Annotated in this window: 18 protein-coding genes and 1 pseudogene; 12 read left to right on the top strand and 7 right to left on the bottom strand. The window is 67.6% G+C overall.

Translation table 11 applies throughout. The features are described from left to right. The first annotated feature begins 33 nt into the window (after positions 1 to 33). Complete coding sequence (locus MVF96_RS08610) at positions 34 to 702, top strand: hypothetical protein (protein ID WP_247451837.1); 669 nt, start codon at positions 34 to 36, stop codon at positions 700 to 702. A gap of 349 nt (positions 703 to 1,051) precedes the next feature. Here MVF96_RS08610 and MVF96_RS08605 read toward each other — a convergent pair whose 3' ends face one another. The 3 genes and pseudogenes from MVF96_RS08605 to upp all read right to left on the bottom strand — a co-directional run bounded on the left by MVF96_RS08605 (position 1,052) and on the right by upp (position 4,018). Further along, the gene (locus MVF96_RS08605; RefSeq protein WP_211538159.1) at positions 1,052 to 2,311 is read right to left on the bottom strand and encodes an HNH endonuclease signature motif containing protein; all 1,260 of its coding nucleotides are present in this window, start codon (positions 2,309 to 2,311) and stop codon (positions 1,052 to 1,054) included. A 113-nt stretch (positions 2,312 to 2,424) separates the two neighbouring features. Then, positions 2,425 to 3,134 (bottom strand): annotated as a pseudogene (locus MVF96_RS08600) (integrase core domain-containing protein); the annotation flags it as partial. 254 nt (positions 3,135 to 3,388) lie between these two features. After that, complete coding sequence (gene upp, locus MVF96_RS08595; RefSeq protein WP_058250653.1) at positions 3,389 to 4,018, bottom strand: uracil phosphoribosyltransferase; 630 nt, start codon at positions 4,016 to 4,018, stop codon at positions 3,389 to 3,391. A gap of 119 nt (positions 4,019 to 4,137) precedes the next feature. Between upp and MVF96_RS08590 the strand changes: the two genes are divergently transcribed. The 3 genes from MVF96_RS08590 to MVF96_RS08580 all read left to right on the top strand — a co-directional run bounded on the left by MVF96_RS08590 (position 4,138) and on the right by MVF96_RS08580 (position 6,882). Further along, positions 4,138 to 4,512: a type VII secretion target gene (locus MVF96_RS08590; RefSeq protein WP_068971760.1), complete on the top strand. Its 375-nt coding sequence runs from the start codon at positions 4,138 to 4,140 to the stop codon at positions 4,510 to 4,512. After that, entirely contained in the window at positions 4,509 to 5,468 is a 960-nt protein-coding gene (locus MVF96_RS08585; protein WP_211538160.1) for a C40 family peptidase, read from the top strand. The genes MVF96_RS08590 and MVF96_RS08585 overlap by 4 nt, the downstream gene beginning before the upstream one ends. A 124-nt stretch (positions 5,469 to 5,592) precedes the next feature. Further along, positions 5,593 to 6,882: a primosomal protein gene (locus MVF96_RS08580; protein ID WP_211538161.1), complete on the top strand. Its 1,290-nt coding sequence runs from the start codon at positions 5,593 to 5,595 to the stop codon at positions 6,880 to 6,882. Between the two features lie 44 nt (positions 6,883 to 6,926). Here MVF96_RS08580 and MVF96_RS08575 read toward each other — a convergent pair whose 3' ends face one another. From MVF96_RS08575 to MVF96_RS08565, 3 genes are read right to left on the bottom strand one after another with little or no spacing between them, the layout of a single operon-like run. After that, the gene (locus MVF96_RS08575) at positions 6,927 to 8,057 is read right to left on the bottom strand and encodes an adenosine deaminase (protein WP_068971758.1); all 1,131 of its coding nucleotides are present in this window, start codon (positions 8,055 to 8,057) and stop codon (positions 6,927 to 6,929) included. Then, positions 8,054 to 9,391, bottom strand: coding sequence for a thymidine phosphorylase (locus MVF96_RS08570; RefSeq protein ID WP_211538162.1), 1,338 nt, complete (start codon positions 9,389 to 9,391; stop codon positions 8,054 to 8,056). The genes MVF96_RS08575 and MVF96_RS08570 overlap by 4 nt, the downstream gene beginning before the upstream one ends. Next, on the bottom strand, positions 9,388 to 9,792 hold the full coding sequence (locus MVF96_RS08565) for a cytidine deaminase (protein ID WP_058250658.1): 405 nt from the start codon (positions 9,790 to 9,792) through the stop codon (positions 9,388 to 9,390). The genes MVF96_RS08570 and MVF96_RS08565 overlap by 4 nt, the downstream gene beginning before the upstream one ends. Before the next feature lie 224 nt (positions 9,793 to 10,016). Between MVF96_RS08565 and sdhC the strand changes: the two genes are divergently transcribed. Genes sdhC through MVF96_RS08545 form a run of 4 tightly spaced genes read left to right on the top strand, consistent with a single transcriptional unit; the run spans position 10,017 to position 13,446 of the window. Then, on the top strand, positions 10,017 to 10,421 hold the full coding sequence (sdhC, locus tag MVF96_RS08560; protein WP_058250873.1) for a succinate dehydrogenase, cytochrome b556 subunit: 405 nt from the start codon (positions 10,017 to 10,019) through the stop codon (positions 10,419 to 10,421). A gap of 12 nt (positions 10,422 to 10,433) precedes the next feature. Next, a complete protein-coding gene (locus tag MVF96_RS08555) occupies positions 10,434 to 10,889 on the top strand; it encodes a succinate dehydrogenase hydrophobic membrane anchor subunit (protein ID WP_058250659.1) in 456 nt (151 codons plus the stop codon). Between the two features lie 14 nt (positions 10,890 to 10,903). Then, on the top strand, positions 10,904 to 12,658 hold the full coding sequence (sdhA, locus tag MVF96_RS08550; RefSeq protein WP_058250660.1) for a succinate dehydrogenase flavoprotein subunit: 1,755 nt from the start codon (positions 10,904 to 10,906) through the stop codon (positions 12,656 to 12,658). Continuing rightward, the gene (locus MVF96_RS08545) at positions 12,658 to 13,446 is read left to right on the top strand and encodes a succinate dehydrogenase iron-sulfur subunit (RefSeq protein ID WP_058250661.1); all 789 of its coding nucleotides are present in this window, start codon (positions 12,658 to 12,660) and stop codon (positions 13,444 to 13,446) included. Before sdhA ends, MVF96_RS08545 begins: the two co-directional genes overlap by 1 nt. Positions 13,447 to 13,488: 42 nt before the next feature. On the opposite strand, the gene MVF96_RS08540 is transcribed toward MVF96_RS08545, so the two are convergent. After that, complete coding sequence (locus MVF96_RS08540; RefSeq protein ID WP_058250662.1) at positions 13,489 to 14,067, bottom strand: TetR/AcrR family transcriptional regulator; 579 nt, start codon at positions 14,065 to 14,067, stop codon at positions 13,489 to 13,491. Positions 14,068 to 14,231: 164 nt separating this feature from the next. Between MVF96_RS08540 and MVF96_RS08535 the strand changes: the two genes are divergently transcribed. From MVF96_RS08535 to MVF96_RS08520, 4 genes are all read left to right on the top strand, one after another. Continuing rightward, on the top strand, positions 14,232 to 15,437 hold the full coding sequence (locus MVF96_RS08535; RefSeq protein ID WP_058250663.1) for a cytochrome P450: 1,206 nt from the start codon (positions 14,232 to 14,234) through the stop codon (positions 15,435 to 15,437). Positions 15,438 to 15,484: 47 nt separating this feature from the next. Then, positions 15,485 to 15,964 (top strand): hypothetical protein, encoded by a 480-nt coding sequence (locus tag MVF96_RS08530; RefSeq protein WP_223258988.1) that lies wholly within the window; start codon positions 15,485 to 15,487, stop codon positions 15,962 to 15,964. A gap of 73 nt (positions 15,965 to 16,037) precedes the next feature. Then, the gene (locus MVF96_RS08525) at positions 16,038 to 16,817 is read left to right on the top strand and encodes a type 1 glutamine amidotransferase (protein ID WP_058250664.1); all 780 of its coding nucleotides are present in this window, start codon (positions 16,038 to 16,040) and stop codon (positions 16,815 to 16,817) included. A 10-nt stretch (positions 16,818 to 16,827) separates the two neighbouring features. Continuing rightward, positions 16,828 to 18,117, top strand: coding sequence for a D-alanyl-D-alanine carboxypeptidase family protein (locus MVF96_RS08520; protein ID WP_058250875.1), 1,290 nt, complete (start codon positions 16,828 to 16,830; stop codon positions 18,115 to 18,117). Positions 18,118 to 18,119 lie beyond the last annotated feature (2 nt).

The raw sequence follows: 18,119 nt of genomic DNA, 5'->3' as shown, positions 1-18,119 counted from the left end.
GGAACCGGCGGCCGGCCGAACCGAAGGAGCGAGATGACCTATCCACCGAGCGGTCCAGGCGGCTATCCCCAGGGTGGCTATCCGTCGGGCGGTTACCCGCAGGGCCCGGTGCCACCTGGCCCGCCGCGGTCCCCGTGGTCGTCGCCGGCGGTGCTGGTGGCGATCGGCGCGGGCGTGCTGCTGGTGGTGGTGGGCGTCCTCGCGGCGCTGCTCCTGATCCCCGCGGACGACGAGTCCGCGGACCGCGACAGCGCGGACGGCGGACAACCGTCGGCGTCGACCTTCACGAGTACCGTCACCCGCCCCGCGGAGACGACGACCCCCACCACCGCGACCACCACCACGACGACGCCGCCGCCCCCGGTCCGGCCGACCCCCACCGTCGCCGGCGCCGACTGGCAGGGATTCACCAGCGGTCCCCGCTGCAACGCCGCCGACGACCCCGCCGTGGCCGTCGGACAGACCGCCCGGTCGCGCGTGGTGATCTGCCAGGTGGGCACCCAGACGGGCCGCTTGTACTACAAGGGCGCCGCACCCGAGGGCGGGATCGAACTCCAGTTCCCGACCCGCACCGGCGACACCTTCGAGGCGCGCAACGGTTCGGTGCGTTACCTCGTCTCGCCGACAAGTCTCACCATCGTCGACGGCGGCGCCGTGCTCACCGAGGAGCCGATGCTCGCGTACTGGTCGCTGCCCGGCTGAGACCCGCCGCACCTCGCTGACCGCGGTTCGGCGCAGCCCGGTCACCGTAATTCGAAGCGTGCGTGACGGGACGACCGTTGCCACGCCGACGTTGCCGCCCCCGCTTGGACGTGCCGCCAGTTCGCCTGGGGCACAGACGACCACCGTCCCCGGCAGTTTGGAACACCCGGCAGCACTGGCCCAGGTCCGGGCCCTCATTCGGCGCTCGGCAGTCGCCTTCCACCCACGACGACGAGACGTTCCGGTCTCGTACGGGCGGTTGCCGCTGGGGTGACACTGTTGAGTTGTCAAGGGACAGGTTCGGTCCCGGGTGTGGCCCGGGTGCGGAAGGTGCTGCGCGAAGGTGTGGTCAGGCGGCGTCGTCGAGTCGCATGGTGCGTCGGTTGTAGGCGGGTAGTGGCCGGCGGTGCGGGTCGATCGACGCGGGTGGGATGAGCCACGGGTGCCGGTCGTAACCAATGACGATGTCCCAGCCGTGGTGGTGGACCTGGGTGTGGCAGCGTTGGCAGAGCAGGCAGCCGTTGTCGAGGTCGGTGGGTCCGCCGTCGGCCCATGACCGGATGTGGTGGACTTGGGTATGTGAGGGTGGTGCACCGCATTTGATGCAGCAGGCGTCGCGCACGATGATTGCTTTGCGGAGGTGTGCCGGATACAACCGGCGGGTGTGACCCATCTGCAGCGGTACGCCCTCACGGTCGAGGATTATCTCGGTCAGGGACCCGTCGCACGACACCTTTTTGGCGGTCGCTTGGCTGACCGTCCCGGTCCACGGCAGCGTTGCCAGCTCTCCGGTCGCGGGGATCGTCAGCATCAGTTGCGTGCGCGGGGAACCAACGGTATCGATGGTCGCGCCGATCGCGGCTTGGTCGAGGATCAACTCGAAAGCGTCGGCGCGGCGTTGCTCGGCGGTGCGACGATCCTCGGCTCCGTCGGGTTCGGGTTTTGGGCAGGAGCGTTCGTCGATCATGGCCAGGAACTTCTCGCCGACCACCTGGGTGAGATCGGCACGGACCTCGACGCGGCCGTCGTCGGTGGTGTGTGCGTTGACCGAGTTCAGCGATGGGTCGTCGGCCGCCGGTACACCGGTGTCAGAGTCGTCGCAGAGTGTGTTGCCGATGGCTCGAGCGTGCTTGAGTACTTCAGTCGGTGTCGCGCCCGACAGCGCCTGGGCGACGAGCTCGCTCTCATGCCGGGTGCGATCGTCGTCGGAAAGCCCTTCGTGACAACGTTTCTCGATCTCGTTCACCCCGCGCACGATGGCGTCGACGATCTCGCCAGCCAGTCTCCCGTCGGCCGCGTGACGCGCCACCACGGGCAGCGTCGGTAGGGCGTTGACACTTCGCACGGTGCGAAGAGCAGCGGCAGGTGCGTGGCCGCTTTCGATCAGCAACTTCTTGGTGGTACTGCCGGCTTTCTGCGCGACGCCGAGTTCGTCGAGTTGCGCTGCGTGGGTGACGATCTGATGATCAGCAAGGTTGCGGATCAGGCGCCATGTGTCGAGGGCGTCGAATGTTGCTCTGCCGGTGGGGTCGTCGGCGGGTGGGGTGGTCTCGATGAGTTGATCGAGGAGAGTGGCTAGCTCTGACATGACTCCAAGGTACAGGAACATCCATTCGATTACGAGAAAACTCCACAAGCCCAGAAATTACGAAACCAATGACTGTGCAGCGCTTTTCGTCCACCGTGCGTTTGCAGTGCGTGGATCGATGACAGTGGTGAACTTCAGTCACACCCGTTTCGGAATTCGTTCTTCCAACGGTGTTCTTGCCGCGGACTCGCTGTAGCCCCGGTGAAGTTGTGGACGCGTAGGCGTTCGGGCGAATCCGCCGATACCGGTGTGGATTCGGTGGTTTTCGTAGTCGTGCAGCCAGTCGTCGTAGGTCGCCGCTCGGGCGGCCTCAGTGGTGTAGACCTCGCGTAGGCCCTTTCCGAGGCGAGCAACCGGTGGAAGCGTTCAACTCTGTTGTGGTCTGTGGCCGGTACAGACGGGTCTCTGGTGCGCGATCTCATGGCCGAGGGCATGCGCGGAAAGCCCTGGGCGGCAACTGCCGCCGTAGTCGGTCAACAACTCTTGTCCGTGATGCCGTGCGCGTGGAAGAAGGGCGTGCCCGGCCCCAGAATTGCGTATCGGTCTCTGTGCGTTCGTCGGTGAGGATCTCGGAGTACGCAGCCGAGTGTGGTCGTCGACGATATGGAGGCCTCCGGGAGCGCCGTGATCTAAGCGGCGCGGTGGGGTTCGGCGTACCGGCAGCGCGGTGGCCTGGGCGAGGTGTCGCAACAGTGGCATCCCGTATCGGCGCAGCACCGCCTCGACGGTCGATCTCGCAGCAGTAGATGCGTGGCAATAGGAGCTGCGTCCCGGCGGGGAGATAGGCGTAGCTCGATGATTCGACGTTCACGTCGCACCGGGGTTCGTTGGGTGACAGGTGGGGCGGCTGGAGTGATCTGTCATGCCGGCTTCGCCGTGAACGCGGTAGCCGTCGACCCGTTTCTCGGCCGTCGCTCGAGCATTCAAACCGTCCGGCGGCCCACCGCAGCGGCCGTCCGTGATCGGTGATCGACGAAGCATCCTGCCAGTACCAGACGGCGGCGTTCGGCGAAAAGAACATCAGGGCGGGTCATGAGGGCCTTTGAATGACGACGTGTGGCTTGTCTCAGCGACGTGCCGCGCGAGGTTCAGCCATACTCACGAATACCTCGGACCGAACTGCCGGTCGCCCGCGTCACCGAGACCGGGCACGATGTAGTTGACCTCGTTGAGCCCGTCGTCCACGGCAGCCACGACGAGCCGGCACGGGTGACCGGAATTCTCCAGCGCCGCAACCCCTTCAGGTGCGGCGACGACACACACGGCGGTGATGTCGGTGGCATTGCGGGCGACCAGCAACTCGATGGTGTGGAGCATGGAGCCGCCGGTGGCGAGCATGGGGTCGAGGACGAACACCGGCCGTCCCGACAGGTCCTCCGGCAGCGACTCCAGGTACGGCACGGGTTGTGCGGTCTCCTCGTCGCGGGCGAGGCCCACGAAACCGACATGCGCCTCGGGCACCATCGCGTGCGCCTGCTCGACCATCCCGAGGCCGGCCCGCAGGACCGGGACCAGGAGAGGCGGGGATGCCAGCCTCGATCCCGTGTGCGCGGTCATCGGCGTGTTGATCGCGACGTCGGCGCGCGGCGCACCGGCAAGCGCCTCGTAGATCAGCATCTGGGTGAGGTCGGACAGCGCAGCCCGGAATCCGGCGTTGTCGGTGGTCTCGTCACGCATCGTGGTCAGACGCGCGGCTGCGAGGGGATGGTCGACGATCAGGGACTCCATGCCGACACCCTATTTCCTCCCCGGCGCTCGCGTGCCGCTTGGGCGAGCTCCACCACGCCGGTCTGGGTCGCCGCGAGAATTTGATGGAACCCAACGGGGCCGCGCCGCGTCGAAAACCCATGAGCCCGTCCTCCCCCCATCCCTATCCCGCACCCACCCGGCCAGGCCCGGACACAGGTGGCCGACTGTTCGCCGATTCGTCTGCGCTGCACGAGTTCTCCGGCGCACACCGCACGAACGCCCAGATGCTCGAGGGCGGGACCGGCAGCGACGACGCCGCCGTGGTCGAACTAGCCATCACCTTCGGTCTCATCGGCATCGAGTTCCTCACCGCCGTCGTCGAGTTCCTCGACCTGCACCGTCGCACCATCGAGGCCGCGACGGCGCGCGAGGAACGCGTCGGACTCACGACGAGCTCGGCCGCAACGTCCTACGCCGACTGCGACTGCGCCGCCGCCGACCGGATCGCGACGGCCGGTGAGCTGACGCTGTGATCCCCGTCGAACTCCTCATCGAGCCACTGCGGCAACTGATCGCCGCGCTGGGGACCGGCATCCTGGCACCGGGCAACCCCGCCGAGCAGGTCCGGACCGTAGCGGGCACCGTCGAGTCGGTGCGCCAGCGGTCGACGTCGGCCGCCGAGTCCGTCCGCACGCGGTGGGACGGAGCCGGGGCCGCCGGAGCCGCAGCCGCGACCGCGGCGAACCAGCGCCGACTCACCGAACTCACCGAATGCGCCGCCCAGTTCGGCCGGCTCGTCGAGAGCGCCGGCCGTACCGTCCACATGGCGTCGACCGCGCTGAACGGCCTCGTGGACTCCCTGGAACGGCATGTCCGTGGCCTCAACGGCGGATTGGCCACTCCGGCAGTCCTTCTCGCGGTCCTGCCGATCGCCGTCGAGCATCTGAGCCGCGGCGTGGAGATCATCGGTCGTGCTCGCGCCGAGCTCGGCTCCGACACCGAGGCGATGGCCGCCCTGGCCCGCCGCACGGCGCCGGCCGAGATGGTCGGAGTCGCAGGCGGCGACGCCGCCAGACTGTCGCCCGTCCCCACGCCCGGCGGCGTCCCCATCACGCTGCCCGACGGCTCGGTCGCCCACGCTCCGAACGAACGCGCGGCGACCGCGGTGCGGGCCGCGCTGAGTCAACGCGGGGTGCCCTATGTCTGGGGCGGGACGACGCCCGACGGATTCGACTGCAGCGGCTTCACACAGTGGGCCTACCGGCAGGCCGGGCTCGAAATCCCCCGCCTCGCCCAGGAGCAGGACACCGCCGGGTATCAGGTGTCCCAGGCGCAGCTGCAGCCCGGAGACCTCGCGGTGTGGTCCGGCCACGTGGCGATGTACATCGGCAATGGTCAAATGATCGAAGCCGGTGACCCCGTAGGCGTCTCGCCGGTGCGAACCTCGAACCTCGACCAGGCATTCGAAGGATTCTTCCGTCCACGATGAGAGCCGCGCCGATGGTCGCACCCGCGGGCGAGTCAGGAGTTCATCGAAAAGTCGTCGGCACACCACCGACCGTCTGTGGGGGCACTACTGGATCCGCCGCCGACAATCGCTAGGCTGTGTCCCCATGGCCGGAGACATCGTCCCGATTGAGCTCGGACTCACCGACGGAAACAGCTTCACCCTGTGGGCACCCCGCTGGCGTGAGGGCGATGACGAATGGGAGGCCTTCCTCGGACTGGACGAGGACCTGTACGTCCTGCCCTCTGTCGCCGAGCTCGCCGCGTTCATCCGCACCAACGAGGACAACGATCTCGTCGAGCATCCGGCGTGGTCGACCGTGGTCGGCCTGCAGGCCGATGAACTGGTCCCCGACGAGCGCCACAGCTACGACCTCGTCGGCGTACCCGAGCTCGCCGCGGAGGACCCCACCGCCGAGGTCATCGCCGAACTCGAAGACGCACTCGAGATCGTGCGCATCCTCGGTGAGGTCTGCGAACTGACACCGGTCACCAAGTTCTTCAACGGCAACCCGATCCTGGGCGCCGTCACCACCGGCACACGCAACTTCGACGGCCGCGAGGGCACCGACCTCTGGGTGCGCATCGGCCGGCTCATCGCCAAGCACTGGGATGACGTGCTCGATGCCATCGACGGTGTCATCAGCACACCGAAGGTGGACGCCAAGGCCGTCGAGACCGCCGAGGCCGAACTCGAGGCCGCCGCGTCCGCCGAGGACGAGGACGAGCCGACCGACGATGACATCGAGATCGTCGGTGCCCCCGACGCCGAGTCCTCGGACGCCGCCGACGACGATGACCTCGAAGAGGACACGGACGACGAGGACGAGGACGACTACGACGACGACGATTTCTGGGCGTCGGTCGGCATCGACCCGATCAAGATCGTCACCAGCGCGAACGAGTACCTGACACTGCGGTGCTATCTCGGAGACGACCCGGTGTTCCTCGGCACCAAGGGCAAGATCTTCGTGTTCACCTCGGCGCGCTCGCTCTCGCGGTTCCTCGCCGACGACAACACGCATGACCTCGCCGACCTGTCCACGTTCGACGAGGTCCGCACCGAGGCGACCAACGGATCCCTCGAGTTCGACGTCATCGACGACAACGTCTACGTCCTGCCGGGTCTCGCCGACGACATCGCCGACGGCCCCCGCCGAATGGATCGCGACCAGCTCGACCTCGCCGTCGAACTCTTCACCGACGCAGCCGACTACGCCGGTGACAACACGGTCTCCGAGGCCCTCGGCACCACCACCCCGCTGGGATGGTTCGTCGACTACACCGTCAACCCCGACCCCAAGCGCATGGCGCCCAGCGGTCCGTTCGACAACGAGGCCGAGGCGTGGCGCGCGCTCGAGCACGACTTCGAGGCCCGGCTCACCAAGAAGGGCTGACGGGCGCAGTCCTCTCCGCCCATAACCGGCCGCGACGGTGCTGCTCAGCCGAGCAGCACCGCGTAGCCGGGCTTGATCACGTCGTCGATGAACGCCAGCCGCTCGTCGAAGTGGATGAACGCCGACTTCATCGCGTTCACCGTGAACCGTTCGAAATCCGCCCAGCCGTAGCCGAACCGATCGGCGAGCAGGCCGAATTCCTTGCTCATGGTGGTGTCGGACATCAGTCGGTTGTCGGTGTTCACCGTCACCCGGAACCGTAGGCGCGCCAACACGTTGAACGGATGCTCGGCGAGTGAACCGACCGCCCCGGTCTGCACATTCGAACTCGGGCACAGCTCCAGCGGAATCCGCTTGTCCCGCACGATGTTCGCCACCTGACCCAGCCGCGCACCCGCGAACGAGTGCGCCGCGAGATCGACCCCCTCCGGGAGTTCGATGTCGTCGAAGACGCGGACGCCGTGACCCAACCGGTCCGTCCCGCAGAAGCCGATGGCCTCGTGGATCGACGGCAGCCCGAATGCCTCGCCGGCGTGGATGGTGAAGGGCGCACAGTTGGCCCGCATGTATTCGAAGGCGTCGAGATGGCGGGTCGGCGGATGCCCCGCCTCGGCGCCGGCGATGTCGAAACCGACGACACCCCGGTCCCGGTAGCGGACCGCGAGTTCGGCGATCTCGCGTGACCGGGCGGCGTGGCGCATCGCGGTGACCAGGCACCGCACGGTGATCGTCCGGCCCCGCTCGGCCGCGACCGCCTCGCCCTCGGCGAAGCCCCGCAGCACCGCCTCGACGACCTCGTCGAGGGTCAGCCCGCCTTCGAGATGCTGTTCGGGCGCATAACGCACCTCGGCGTACACGACCCCGTCGGCGGCGAGGTCCTCCACGCACTCGCGCGCGACGCGTTCCAACCCGCCGACGGTCTGCATCACCGCGACCGTATGCGAGAAGGTCTCGAGGTAGCGCTCGAGCGAGCCGCTGTCGGCCGCACGTCGGAACCACTGCCCGAGCGTCTCGGCGTCGTCGATCTGCCTGCCGTTCTCATCCGCCGGGAGGCCGTCGTATCCCACCTCGTGGGCCAACTCGAGGACCGTCGCGGGCCGGAGTCCGCCGTCGAGGTGGTCGTGGAGGAGCACCTTCGGGGCGAGGGAGATGTTCGCCGGGGTCAGCGTCGTCATGATGGAAACCTAACGCGGTCGATGATCAGTGGACGGGTGCGCGCGCCGCCCGCGTGTTCGGCGGAGTCGGGCCCCACGGTCGTCGCCCCGGCCAGGCAGGAGCGGGCTCCGGGGATCCGGTCCTCATCCTGCGTGTGGAGGGTGAACAGCGGTTGACCGGCTCGGACACGATCACCGGGCTTCGCATGGATGGTCACTCCCGCCTCTGCCGCGACCGCCTCCCCCGGCTGCGATCGGCCGCCGCCGAGTCGCCACGCGGCGTCGCCGACCGCGCGCGCGTCCATCTCGGTGACGATGCCGTCGCCCGACGCGGTCACGGTGTCGTGGTGGCGCGCCGTCGGCAGGGGCGCATCGGGGTCGCCACCTTGCGCCGCGATCATCGCCCGCCACGTGTCCATCGCCCGGCCGTCGGCGAGATGGGTTGCGGGGTCGGCGTCGACGAGCCCAGCGGCGTCGAGCATCTCCCGGGCGAGGGCCAGGGTCAGTTCGACGACGTCGGCGGGTCCGCCGCCGGCGAGTACCTCCACCGACTCGGCCACCTCAACGGCGTTGCCGATCGCGAGTCCGAGCGGTGTGCCCATGTCGGTGATGACCGCACGGGTGTCGACACCGGCGTCGTGACCGAGTTCGACCATGGTCGACGCCAGTTCGCGCGCGTCGTCCTCGTCGGGCAGGAAGGCACCCGACCCGGTCTTGACGTCGAGGACCAGCGCACCGGTGCCCTCGGCGATCTTCTTGCTCATGATCGACGACGCCAGCAGCGGAATGGACTCGACCGTGCCCGTGACATCGCGCAGGGCGTAGAGCTTGCGATCGGCGGGTGCCAGGTCGGCGCCTGCGGCACAGATGACCGCGCCGACCCGCTCGAGCTGGTCGAGCATGTCAGACGTGCTCACCTCGGCCCGCCACCCCGGGATGGACTCCAGCTTGTCGAGCGTCCCACCGGTGTGACCGAGCCCCCGACCGGACAGCTGCGGCACCGCGACACCGAACGACGCGACGAGCGGCGTGAGCGGGAGGGTGATCTTGTCCCCGACGCCGCCGGTGGAGTGTTTGTCCACGGTGGCCAGCGGCCGCCCGTCCCGCTGCAGACCGGACAGGTCCATCCGGCGCCCGCTGTCGATCATCGCGTGCGTCCAGGACGCGATCTCACGGCGATTCATCCCGCGCAGATATATGGCCATCAGCAATGCCGACATCTGTTCCGCCGCCACCTCGCCGCGGGTGTAGCCGTCGACCATCCACGCGATCTGTGCGTCGGCGAGTTCGTGTCCGCCCCGCTTGGTGGCGATCACCGACACCGCGTGGATGATCTCCCGGGCGTCGACCGTCATGAACGGACCGCCTCGAGATCGTCGGGTCCGAAGGCATCGGGAAGCAGCTCGGCGAGCATCCGGGGACCACCGGGGTGGTCGACGAGGAGCTCGCGCCCGCCGTGTTCGAGCAGGACCTGTCGGCACCGTCCGCACGGCATCAGAACCGCCCCGCGGGCGTCGCAGACGCTGACCGCCCGCAGCGCTCCGCCTCCGTCGTTCACCAGGGCCGCGACCAGTGCGACCTCGGCGCAGATACCCAGGCCATATGAGACATTTTCCACATTGCAACCGGCGACGACACCGCCCTCGGCTGTGATCCCGGCGGCGCCCACCGGGTACCGGGAGTAGGGTGCGTAAGCACGACCGATCATCGATCTGGCCTTGTCCCGCAACACATCCCAATCGATTTCTGTAACCACGTGGATCTCCTGTCGCCCGGCGTCATCGGCCGTTCATCCGGATTTCATCACCGCAAAGCTTGGGTAAGGCAAACCTAAGTCGTAATGTCTTGTCGCCCAGATCGGTTCGGGCAATTTACCACCGGAATGTGCATGGGTTTAGAGTCTCTTCGTATGGGTCCATGGTCGAGTCGGAGCATGCCGATTCGACGCGTCCATCGACGATGTTGGAGGCCACTTTCCCGATGAGCACCTCGACCGAAGTCGCACCCGACCCGGTGCGCAGACGATCTCTTTATCGCGGCGATCCCGGCATGTGGTCGTGGGTCCTGCACCGCATCACCGGCGTCACGATCTTCTTCTTCCTCTTCGTACACGTGCTCGACACCGCGGTCATCCGAGTCGACCCCAATCAGTACGACGAGATCATCGAGACCTACAAGACGCCGATCATCGGTCTCATGGAGATTGCCCTGGTCGCGTGCGTCCTGTTCCACGCCTTCAACGGTGTGCGCCTGATCCTCGTGGACTTCTGGTCCAAGGGACCCAAGTACCAGCGACAGATGCTGTGGGTGGCCATGACCCTGTTCGTCATCGTCTTCGGTGCCGGCACGGTCCGCCTGCTGCAGATCATGTTCAGCCACCTGTAGGAGACACCAGAGATGACCACCTCGGAAGCCACCGGTGTCGCCAAGACCCTCGGTACTCAGCACGACCGTCCCGCGAGCCTGGACAACCCGCGCTCGCCCCGCAAGCCCAAGGGCGGCAACTTCGAGAAGAACGCATGGCTGTTCATGCGGTTCTCCGGGCTGCTGCTCGTCGTCCTGACGATCGGCCACATGTTCATCATGCTGGCCTGGGACGGCGGCGTGCACCGCATCGACTCCTCGTTCGTCGCCGCGCGGTGGAGCTCACCCTTCTGGCAGATCTGGGACCTCACCATGCTGTGGCTGGCCCAACTGCACGGCGGCAACGGTGTGCGCACCGTCATCGCCGACTACTCCCGCAAGGACTCGACCCGTTTCTGGCTGAACGTGCTGCTCGCCGTGTCGATGATCCTCGTCCTCACGATGGGCACCTACGCCCTCCTGACCTTCGACGTCAACAGCGTCGGCTAAAGGAGACCCACAACATGCAGGAACATCGCTACGACGTCGTCATCGTGGGCGCCGGCGGCGCAGGCATGCGCGCGGCGATCGAAGCCGCCCCTCGGGCCCGCACCGCGGTGCTGACCAAGCTGTACCCGACCCGCAGCCACACCGGCGCGGCCCAGGGCGGCATGTGTGCGGCACTCGCCAACGTCGAGGAAGACAACTGGGAGTGGCACACCTTCGACACCGTCAAGGGTGGTGACTACCTCGCCGATCAGGATGCCGTCGAGATCATGGCCAAGGAGGCCATCGACGCGGTGCTCGATCTCGAGAAGATGGGCCTGCCCTTCAACCGGACACCCGAGGGCAAGATCGATCAGCGACGCTTCGGCGGCCACACCCGCGATCACGGCAAGTCCCCGGTCCGGCGGGCCTGCTACGCCGCCGACCGCACCGGCCACATGATCCTGCAGACGCTCTACCAGAACTGCGTCAAGCACGACGTCGAGTTCTTCAACGAGTTCTACGCCCTCGACATCTGCCTCACGGAGAACGAGAAGGGCGAGCAGGTCGCGACCGGTGTCGTCGCCTACGAGCTCGCGACCGGCGAGATCCACGTCTTCCACGCCAAGTCGATCGTGTTCGCCACCGGCGGCTCGGGCCGTATGTACAAGACGACCTCGAACGCGCACACGCTGACCGGCGACGGCATGGGCATCATCTTCCGCAAGGGCCTGCCCCTCGAGGACATGGAGTTCCACCAGTTCCATCCGACGGGTCTCGCGGGGCTCGGCATCCTCATCTCGGAGGCGGTCCGCGGTGAGGGCGGCATCCTGCGCAACGCCGACGGCGAGCGTTTCATGGAGCGCTACGCCCCCACCATCAAGGACCTCGCGCCGCGCGACATCGTGGCCCGGTCGATGGTGCTCGAGGTGCTCGAAGGTCGCGGTGCCGGCCCGAACAAGGACTACGTCTACATCGACGTGACCCACCTCGGCGAGGACGTCCTCAACGAGAAGCTCCCCGACATCACCGAGTTCGCCCGTACCTACCTCGGCGTCGACCCGGTCACCGAGTACGTGCCGGTGTTCCCCACCTGTCACTACGTCATGGGCGGCATCCCGACCAACATCAACGGTCAGGTGCTGCGCAACAACGACGAGGTCGTCCACGGCCTGTACGCCGCCGGCGAGTGTGCGTGCGTGTCGGTCCACGGAGCCAACCGGCTGGGCACCAACTCGCTGCTCGACATCAACGTCTTCGGACGACGCGCGGGAATCGCGGCCGCGGACTACGCGAACTCGGCCGAGTTCGCCGAGCTCCCCGAGACGCCCACCGAGATGGTCGACTCGTGGCTCGAGCTGCTGCTCAGCGACCACGGACACGAGCGCGTCGCCGACATCCGTACCGAGCTGCAGGCCTCGATGGACGCGAACGCCTCGGTGTTCCGCACCGAGGAGACCCTCAAGCAGGCCCTGACCGACATCCACCGGTTCAAGGAGCGCTACGCCCACATCCGAGTCCATGACAAGGGCAAGCGCTTCAACAGCGATCTCCTCGAGGCCATCGAACTCGGCTTCCTGCTGGAGATGGCGGAGGTGACGGTGGCCGGAGCCCTGAACCGCAAGGAGTCGCGCGGCGGTCACGCACGCGAGGACTACCCGGATCGTGACGACGTCAACTACAAGCGGCACACCATGGCCTACAAAAAGGGCACGGACCTCCTTTCAGACATCGAGTTGGAGTACAAGCCGGTCGTGGAAACCCGCTACGAGCCGATGGAGCGTAAGTACTGATGACATCTGTTCTGGACAAGCCCGCACCGTCTTCCGACGATCCGCCGTTGCCTCCGGTGCCCGACGAGGCCACCATGGTGACGCTCAAGATCTTCCGCTTCAACCCGGAGAATCCCGACGCCCAGGGCTTCGAGAGCTTCCGCGTCCCGGCGCTGCCGACCGACCGCCTGCTCAACCTGCTCCTGTACGTGAAGGGCTACCTGGACGGGACGCTCACGTTCCGTCGTAGTTGCGCCCACGGCGTGTGCGGGTCGGACGCGATGCGGATCAACGGCGTCAACCGTCTCGCCTGCAAGCTGCTGATGAAGGACATGCTCCCGAAGGACAAGTCCAAGGAGATCACGATCACCATCGAGCCGATCCGCGGCCTGCCGGTGGAGAAGGATCTCGTGGTCGACATGGAACCGTTCTTCGACGCGTTCCGCGCGATCAAGCCGTTCCTGATCACCTCGGGCAACGAGCCGACCCGCGAACGCATCCAGAGCCAGGCCGACCGCGCCCGGTTCGACGACACCACCAAGTGCATCCTGTGCGCCTGCTGTACGACGAGCTGCCCGGTCTTCTGGACCGAGGGTTCGTACTTCGGTCCCGCCGCGATCGTCAACGCGCACCGGTTCATCTTCGACAGCCGCGACGAGGGGGCCGTCGAGCGACTCGACATCCTCAACGACGTCGACGGTGTGTGGCGTTGCCGCACCACGTTCAACTGCACCGACGCGTGCCCGCGTGGCATTCAGGTCACCCAGGCGATCTCGGAGGTCAAGCGCGCACTCATGTTCTCGCGCTAGCCGATTCGAACTTTCTCTGCAGCCCGGCAACGGCCCGCACCCTCAGGGGTGCGGGCCGTCGTCGTCGGTGCCGGGGTCCCGACGGAAGATGCCGGCGACGATCGATTCCGCGCTCCGCGCCTCCTCGTCGGGTTCGGCGGGCCAGAGCAGCAGGGCGAGAACGGAACGGATGAGGAACCGTGCATCCGCGGGATCATCGGGGTCGACGCCGACCAGATCGGCGGCCACCGCGTGCACCGCGGGGGACGACAGGACGGTTGGCGTCGCGCCGATGAGGTTGTCGGGCCGGAGGAACTGCCGGATGACCCGGTCGCCGCGTAGTGCGCGCAGGGTCTCGATGATCGCCGTCTGGGCGCGATCGGGCCCGGTGAGATCCGCGACGGTCGCACGGATGGCGGCGAGCACCGGTGCCGACGTGGTGGCCAGCACGGACTCGATCAGCGCGGACCGACCGCCGGCATGGCGGTAGATCGTCGCCCTCGAACAGTGCGCCCGACGACCGAGCTCGTCGAGGTCGAACCCGTCGAGGCCACGGCGTGCGATGAGGGCCGCCGCGTGCGCGATCAGACGCTCGCGTGCAGCATCGTGCCGGTCTCCGTCGACCAGCCAGTCCCGGGCCATCGCTCCCCCGTTCTCATGGTGAGACGAACCATCCTGTCGATGAAGGACGTTCCAGCTGTTCACGAGGCTAGCCTGAGACACCGGATGGTGCTGTGACTTCTCACCGATCTCGACTTCGGGGATATGCGTGCGTCGACGGCCCGGGGTCGCCCACGCTGGACTCCATGGACACCACCGCCGATCCCACGACCTTCTACTCGCGTCTGCACACCGGTTCGCCCGTGCAGCGAATCGGGGATTCATCGTTCTTCGCCGTCGGCTCCTGGGACCTGATCGCCGACGCGGTCCGACGCCCGGAGGACTTCTCGTCGAACCTGACCGCCACGATGGTGTGGCACGGCGACGGCACGGTCTCGGAGTTCCCGGTCGCCGGCCTGGGCGACGCTATGCACGTCCTCGCCACCGCCGACGGGGCCAGGCACCGCGATCATCGGAAGCTCGCCATGCGGTCGGTGTCTCCGGCACGTACCCGCGAGCTCGAACCGACCATTCGTCGATACATCACGGAGGCATGGGCCGACGATCTCCGTGGTGGCCGGATCGATTGGGTGAGCGCTGTCGCGCAACGGATTCCGATGGAGGTCGCCACGGCGGTGATCGGATTGCCGGTCGCCGACCGTGCCACGCTGACCCGGTGGGCGATCGCGACGAACGTCCTGATCGACGGCGTCATCACGCCGGACCAGCTGACGACGGCAACCGCGGCGGTCGGTGAGCTGACGGCTTATCTGTCGGCGGCGATGAGCAACGCAGACAATGACACCGGCGCCGGGAGCGAAGCGAGCGGGCCGACCGCGCTGGTCGAGGTGGCACGCCGCGTCGCCGAGGGCGGTCTCGATCACGAGACCGCGGTGATGATCCTGTTCCAACTGGTCGCCGCCGGGGCCGAGTCGACCACGAGCCTGCTCAACAGTGCCGTCTGGCTGTTGGACCGCCATCCCGACGTCGTCGAACGGTTACGCAGCGACCCCGGGCTCATCCCGGTGTTCGTGGAGGAGGCCCTTCGGCTCGAGACCCCGTTTCGTGGGCATTTCCGGCACGTGGTCGCCGACACGACGCTGGGCGACTCCGCATTGCCGGCGGGGTCACATGTGTTCCTGATGTGGGGTGCCGCCAATCGGGATCCCGCGCATTTCGACGATCCCGGCGCGATCGATCTCGATCCGGCGGCGCGGCGGTCGCACCTGGCGTTCGGCAAGGGCCTGCACCTGTGTGTCGGGGCGACATTGGCACGCTTGCAGGCGCGCCTCGCGGTCGAGCATCTGCTGCGCTCCACGACCGCTTTCCGGGTCGATCTGACGCAGACGGCGTGGGAGCCCGGGGTTCTCGTCCGTCGTTTCACCACGCTGCCGCTGACGATCACCCGCTGACAGCAGAATCCCGACTTCCGCTCGCTCAGCAGCGCGATGGAACCGATATGCCGTCCGATGCGTCGAAGGAAGACCGAGGAACCCGGCCCGTCGCCGGACCGGTGATCGCCCATCGAACGGAGTACTTCATGGCCCGCGCCCTTCTGTTCCGGCTGCTGCTGACACTCGCGGTGAGTGCGCTCGCGTGCCTCCTGGTGTTCGCACCGGCCGCGGCAGCACCCACCACCGACACGCAACGCATCACGATCACGCTGATCTCCGACCACGAGCACAACGGCGCCGCAGCGTGGACGGACGCAGACGGAAGACTCCGCACACAGTCCGAAGTGCCGCTGTCGCAACGAGATCCAGACGGCAAGTTCAAGGCGTCGTTGGTGTACACGCGGGCCGCGGCCGAGGCACCGGTCGACGCGCTGTTCCAGTCCGGCGGGCGGTTCGCCCGGTGCGAGATCACCGTCGACGGTGAACGGGTCGCCGACCACACCGCGCACGGGTCCCGTCCGACGAGTTCATGTCATTCCGGTTGACGCAGCCCGGCGTGGGTTCCGACCCCGCGTCGGCGAGAGGAATCGCCACCGAGACCGTACTCTTGCACTCGTCATGAGCACCAGAACACAGCCGGTCGAGCGCCCGCGGGAGCGGTTGCGGGTCTTGGAGATCCGGCACGCGGAGTCCGAACCACCCGGCGCCTACGGACCCGCCCTGCACGCGATCACCGAGACGGCCACCCTGCGGATCTGGCGCGAACCCGCGACCGTCGATCCAGCGGATTTCGACGCCATCCTCGTTCTCGGCGGAGCGATGGGAGTCGGTGACGCGGACCGCATCCCGTGGATCGCCGACGAGATCGACCTGCTCCGCCGTGCCCGTGAACGCGGTGTGCCCATCTGGGGTGTCTGTCTGGGCGCGCAGATGCTGGCAGCGGCTCTCGGTGGCGAGGTGCACACGAGCGACATACCGGAACTCGGTGTACGCCGGGTGCGTCTCAACGACGCAGGGATGGCCGACCCGGTGTGGGGCGGGGCGGTCATCGCACCCGCACCACGCGACATCGACACAGTCCAGTGGCATTTCGACACGTTCACCCTGCCACCCGGGGCCACCCTGCTCGCGTCCTCCGACGCCTGCGTCAATCAGTTGTTCCGCGTGGACAACTGCTACGGAGTGCAGTTCCACCTCGAAGCCGGCGGCGATCTCGTCAGGGGGTGGCTGTCACACCAGGAATCACGGTCCGCGGTGGCCGAGGTCCTGGGTGAGTCGGCCACCGACCGCTTCCCGATCGACGCCGCGGCCGCCGAGAAAGTGACCGTGCCGACGGCGGAGGCAGTGATGCGGCGCTGGTTGCACGATGTCGTCGGCAGCGCACGGCCCCGCTGGTAACGTGCGGCCGATGACCCCGACGTGGACTCGTCGTACCGCGTGCGCGCTCGTCGCCGTGCTGACCGTCGGAGTGCTCGGCCTCGTCCTTCGCGTCGGCCCGGCCGTGGCCGTCCCGCTGCCGACCGTACCGCCTCCGGCGATCACCACGCCGGTCACCGATCACTGCCCGCACAAAGTCGCCACGCCTCCGGCCGTCGACGAATCCGAGGTCGTCGCACCGGGTTCGACGACCCCCACTCCCCTTCCTGTTCCCGCACCGGCCGTCGGCGGTGACCAACTCGCCGGTTGCGGGGTCATCGCCGATCCGTCGGCCGGTCCCGTTCCGCCACTGCTGACCTCCGCGGGTTGGTTGATCGCCGATCTCGAGTCCGGACAAGTCATCGCCGCCAAGGATCCCCACGGCCGTTACCGGCCCGCGTCGACGATCAAGGTGCTGCTCGCACTGGTCGCACTCGACGAACTCGACCTCGCCGCGCCGGTCGTGCCCACCGTCGAGGACTGGAGCACCGAAGGCGACTCCTGTGGCATGGGGCCCGGTGGTGTCTACACCGTTCGCGACGTGCTCACCGGACTGTTGTTGGTGTCCGGCAACGACTGCGCGCATGCGCTCGCGCGTCAGCTCGGCGGCATCGACGCGACACTTGAGAAGATGAATGACCGGGCCGCGCAGCTGGGCGCGACGGACACGCGTGCTGCCAGCCCGTCCGGACTGGACGCCGCCGGGATGTCCTCCTCGCCCTACGATCTGGCGCTGCTGTTCCGGGCCGCGATGACCGAGCCGACCTTTCGCGAGATCATCGCGATGCCCACGTTCCGTTTCCCGGGCTACCCGCGGCGTCCAGATGTGCCCGGCGACAGAGATCATCCGCCCTACGACATGTACAGCACCAACCGCCTCCTCGTCGATGGGTATCCGGGAATGCTCGGCGGCAAGACCGGTTACACCGACGACGCACGGAAGACGTTCGTGGGTGCCGCCGAACGCGACGGCCGGACGGTGATCATCGTGCAGATGTTCGGCCTGTCCGTCGACGGGGATCTGTACTGGGACCAGGCGAAGGCGATGTTCGACTACGGATTCCGAACCGACCCCGCCATCTCGGTGGGCCGCCTCGTCGAGCCGTCGGCCGCGTCCGGACCGTCCTCGACACCAGCGCCGACGCGGACCGAGAACCGCGCCGTCGCAACAGGTTCCGACCAGGCGTCGTCGACCTCCGTCCAGATCCTCATCGGGCTCGTGGCCGCACTCGCGGCGGTCATCCTCCTGCTCATCGGGTTGAAGCTCGCCGGACGCCGCTGATC

It is taken from the genome of Gordonia hongkongensis (genome assembly GCF_023078355.1).
GTDB lineage: Bacteria > Actinomycetota > Actinomycetes > Mycobacteriales > Mycobacteriaceae > Gordonia > Gordonia hongkongensis.
Note: the sequence above shows the minus strand (reverse complement) of the source record. Positions and strands in the feature narration are given on the sequence as shown.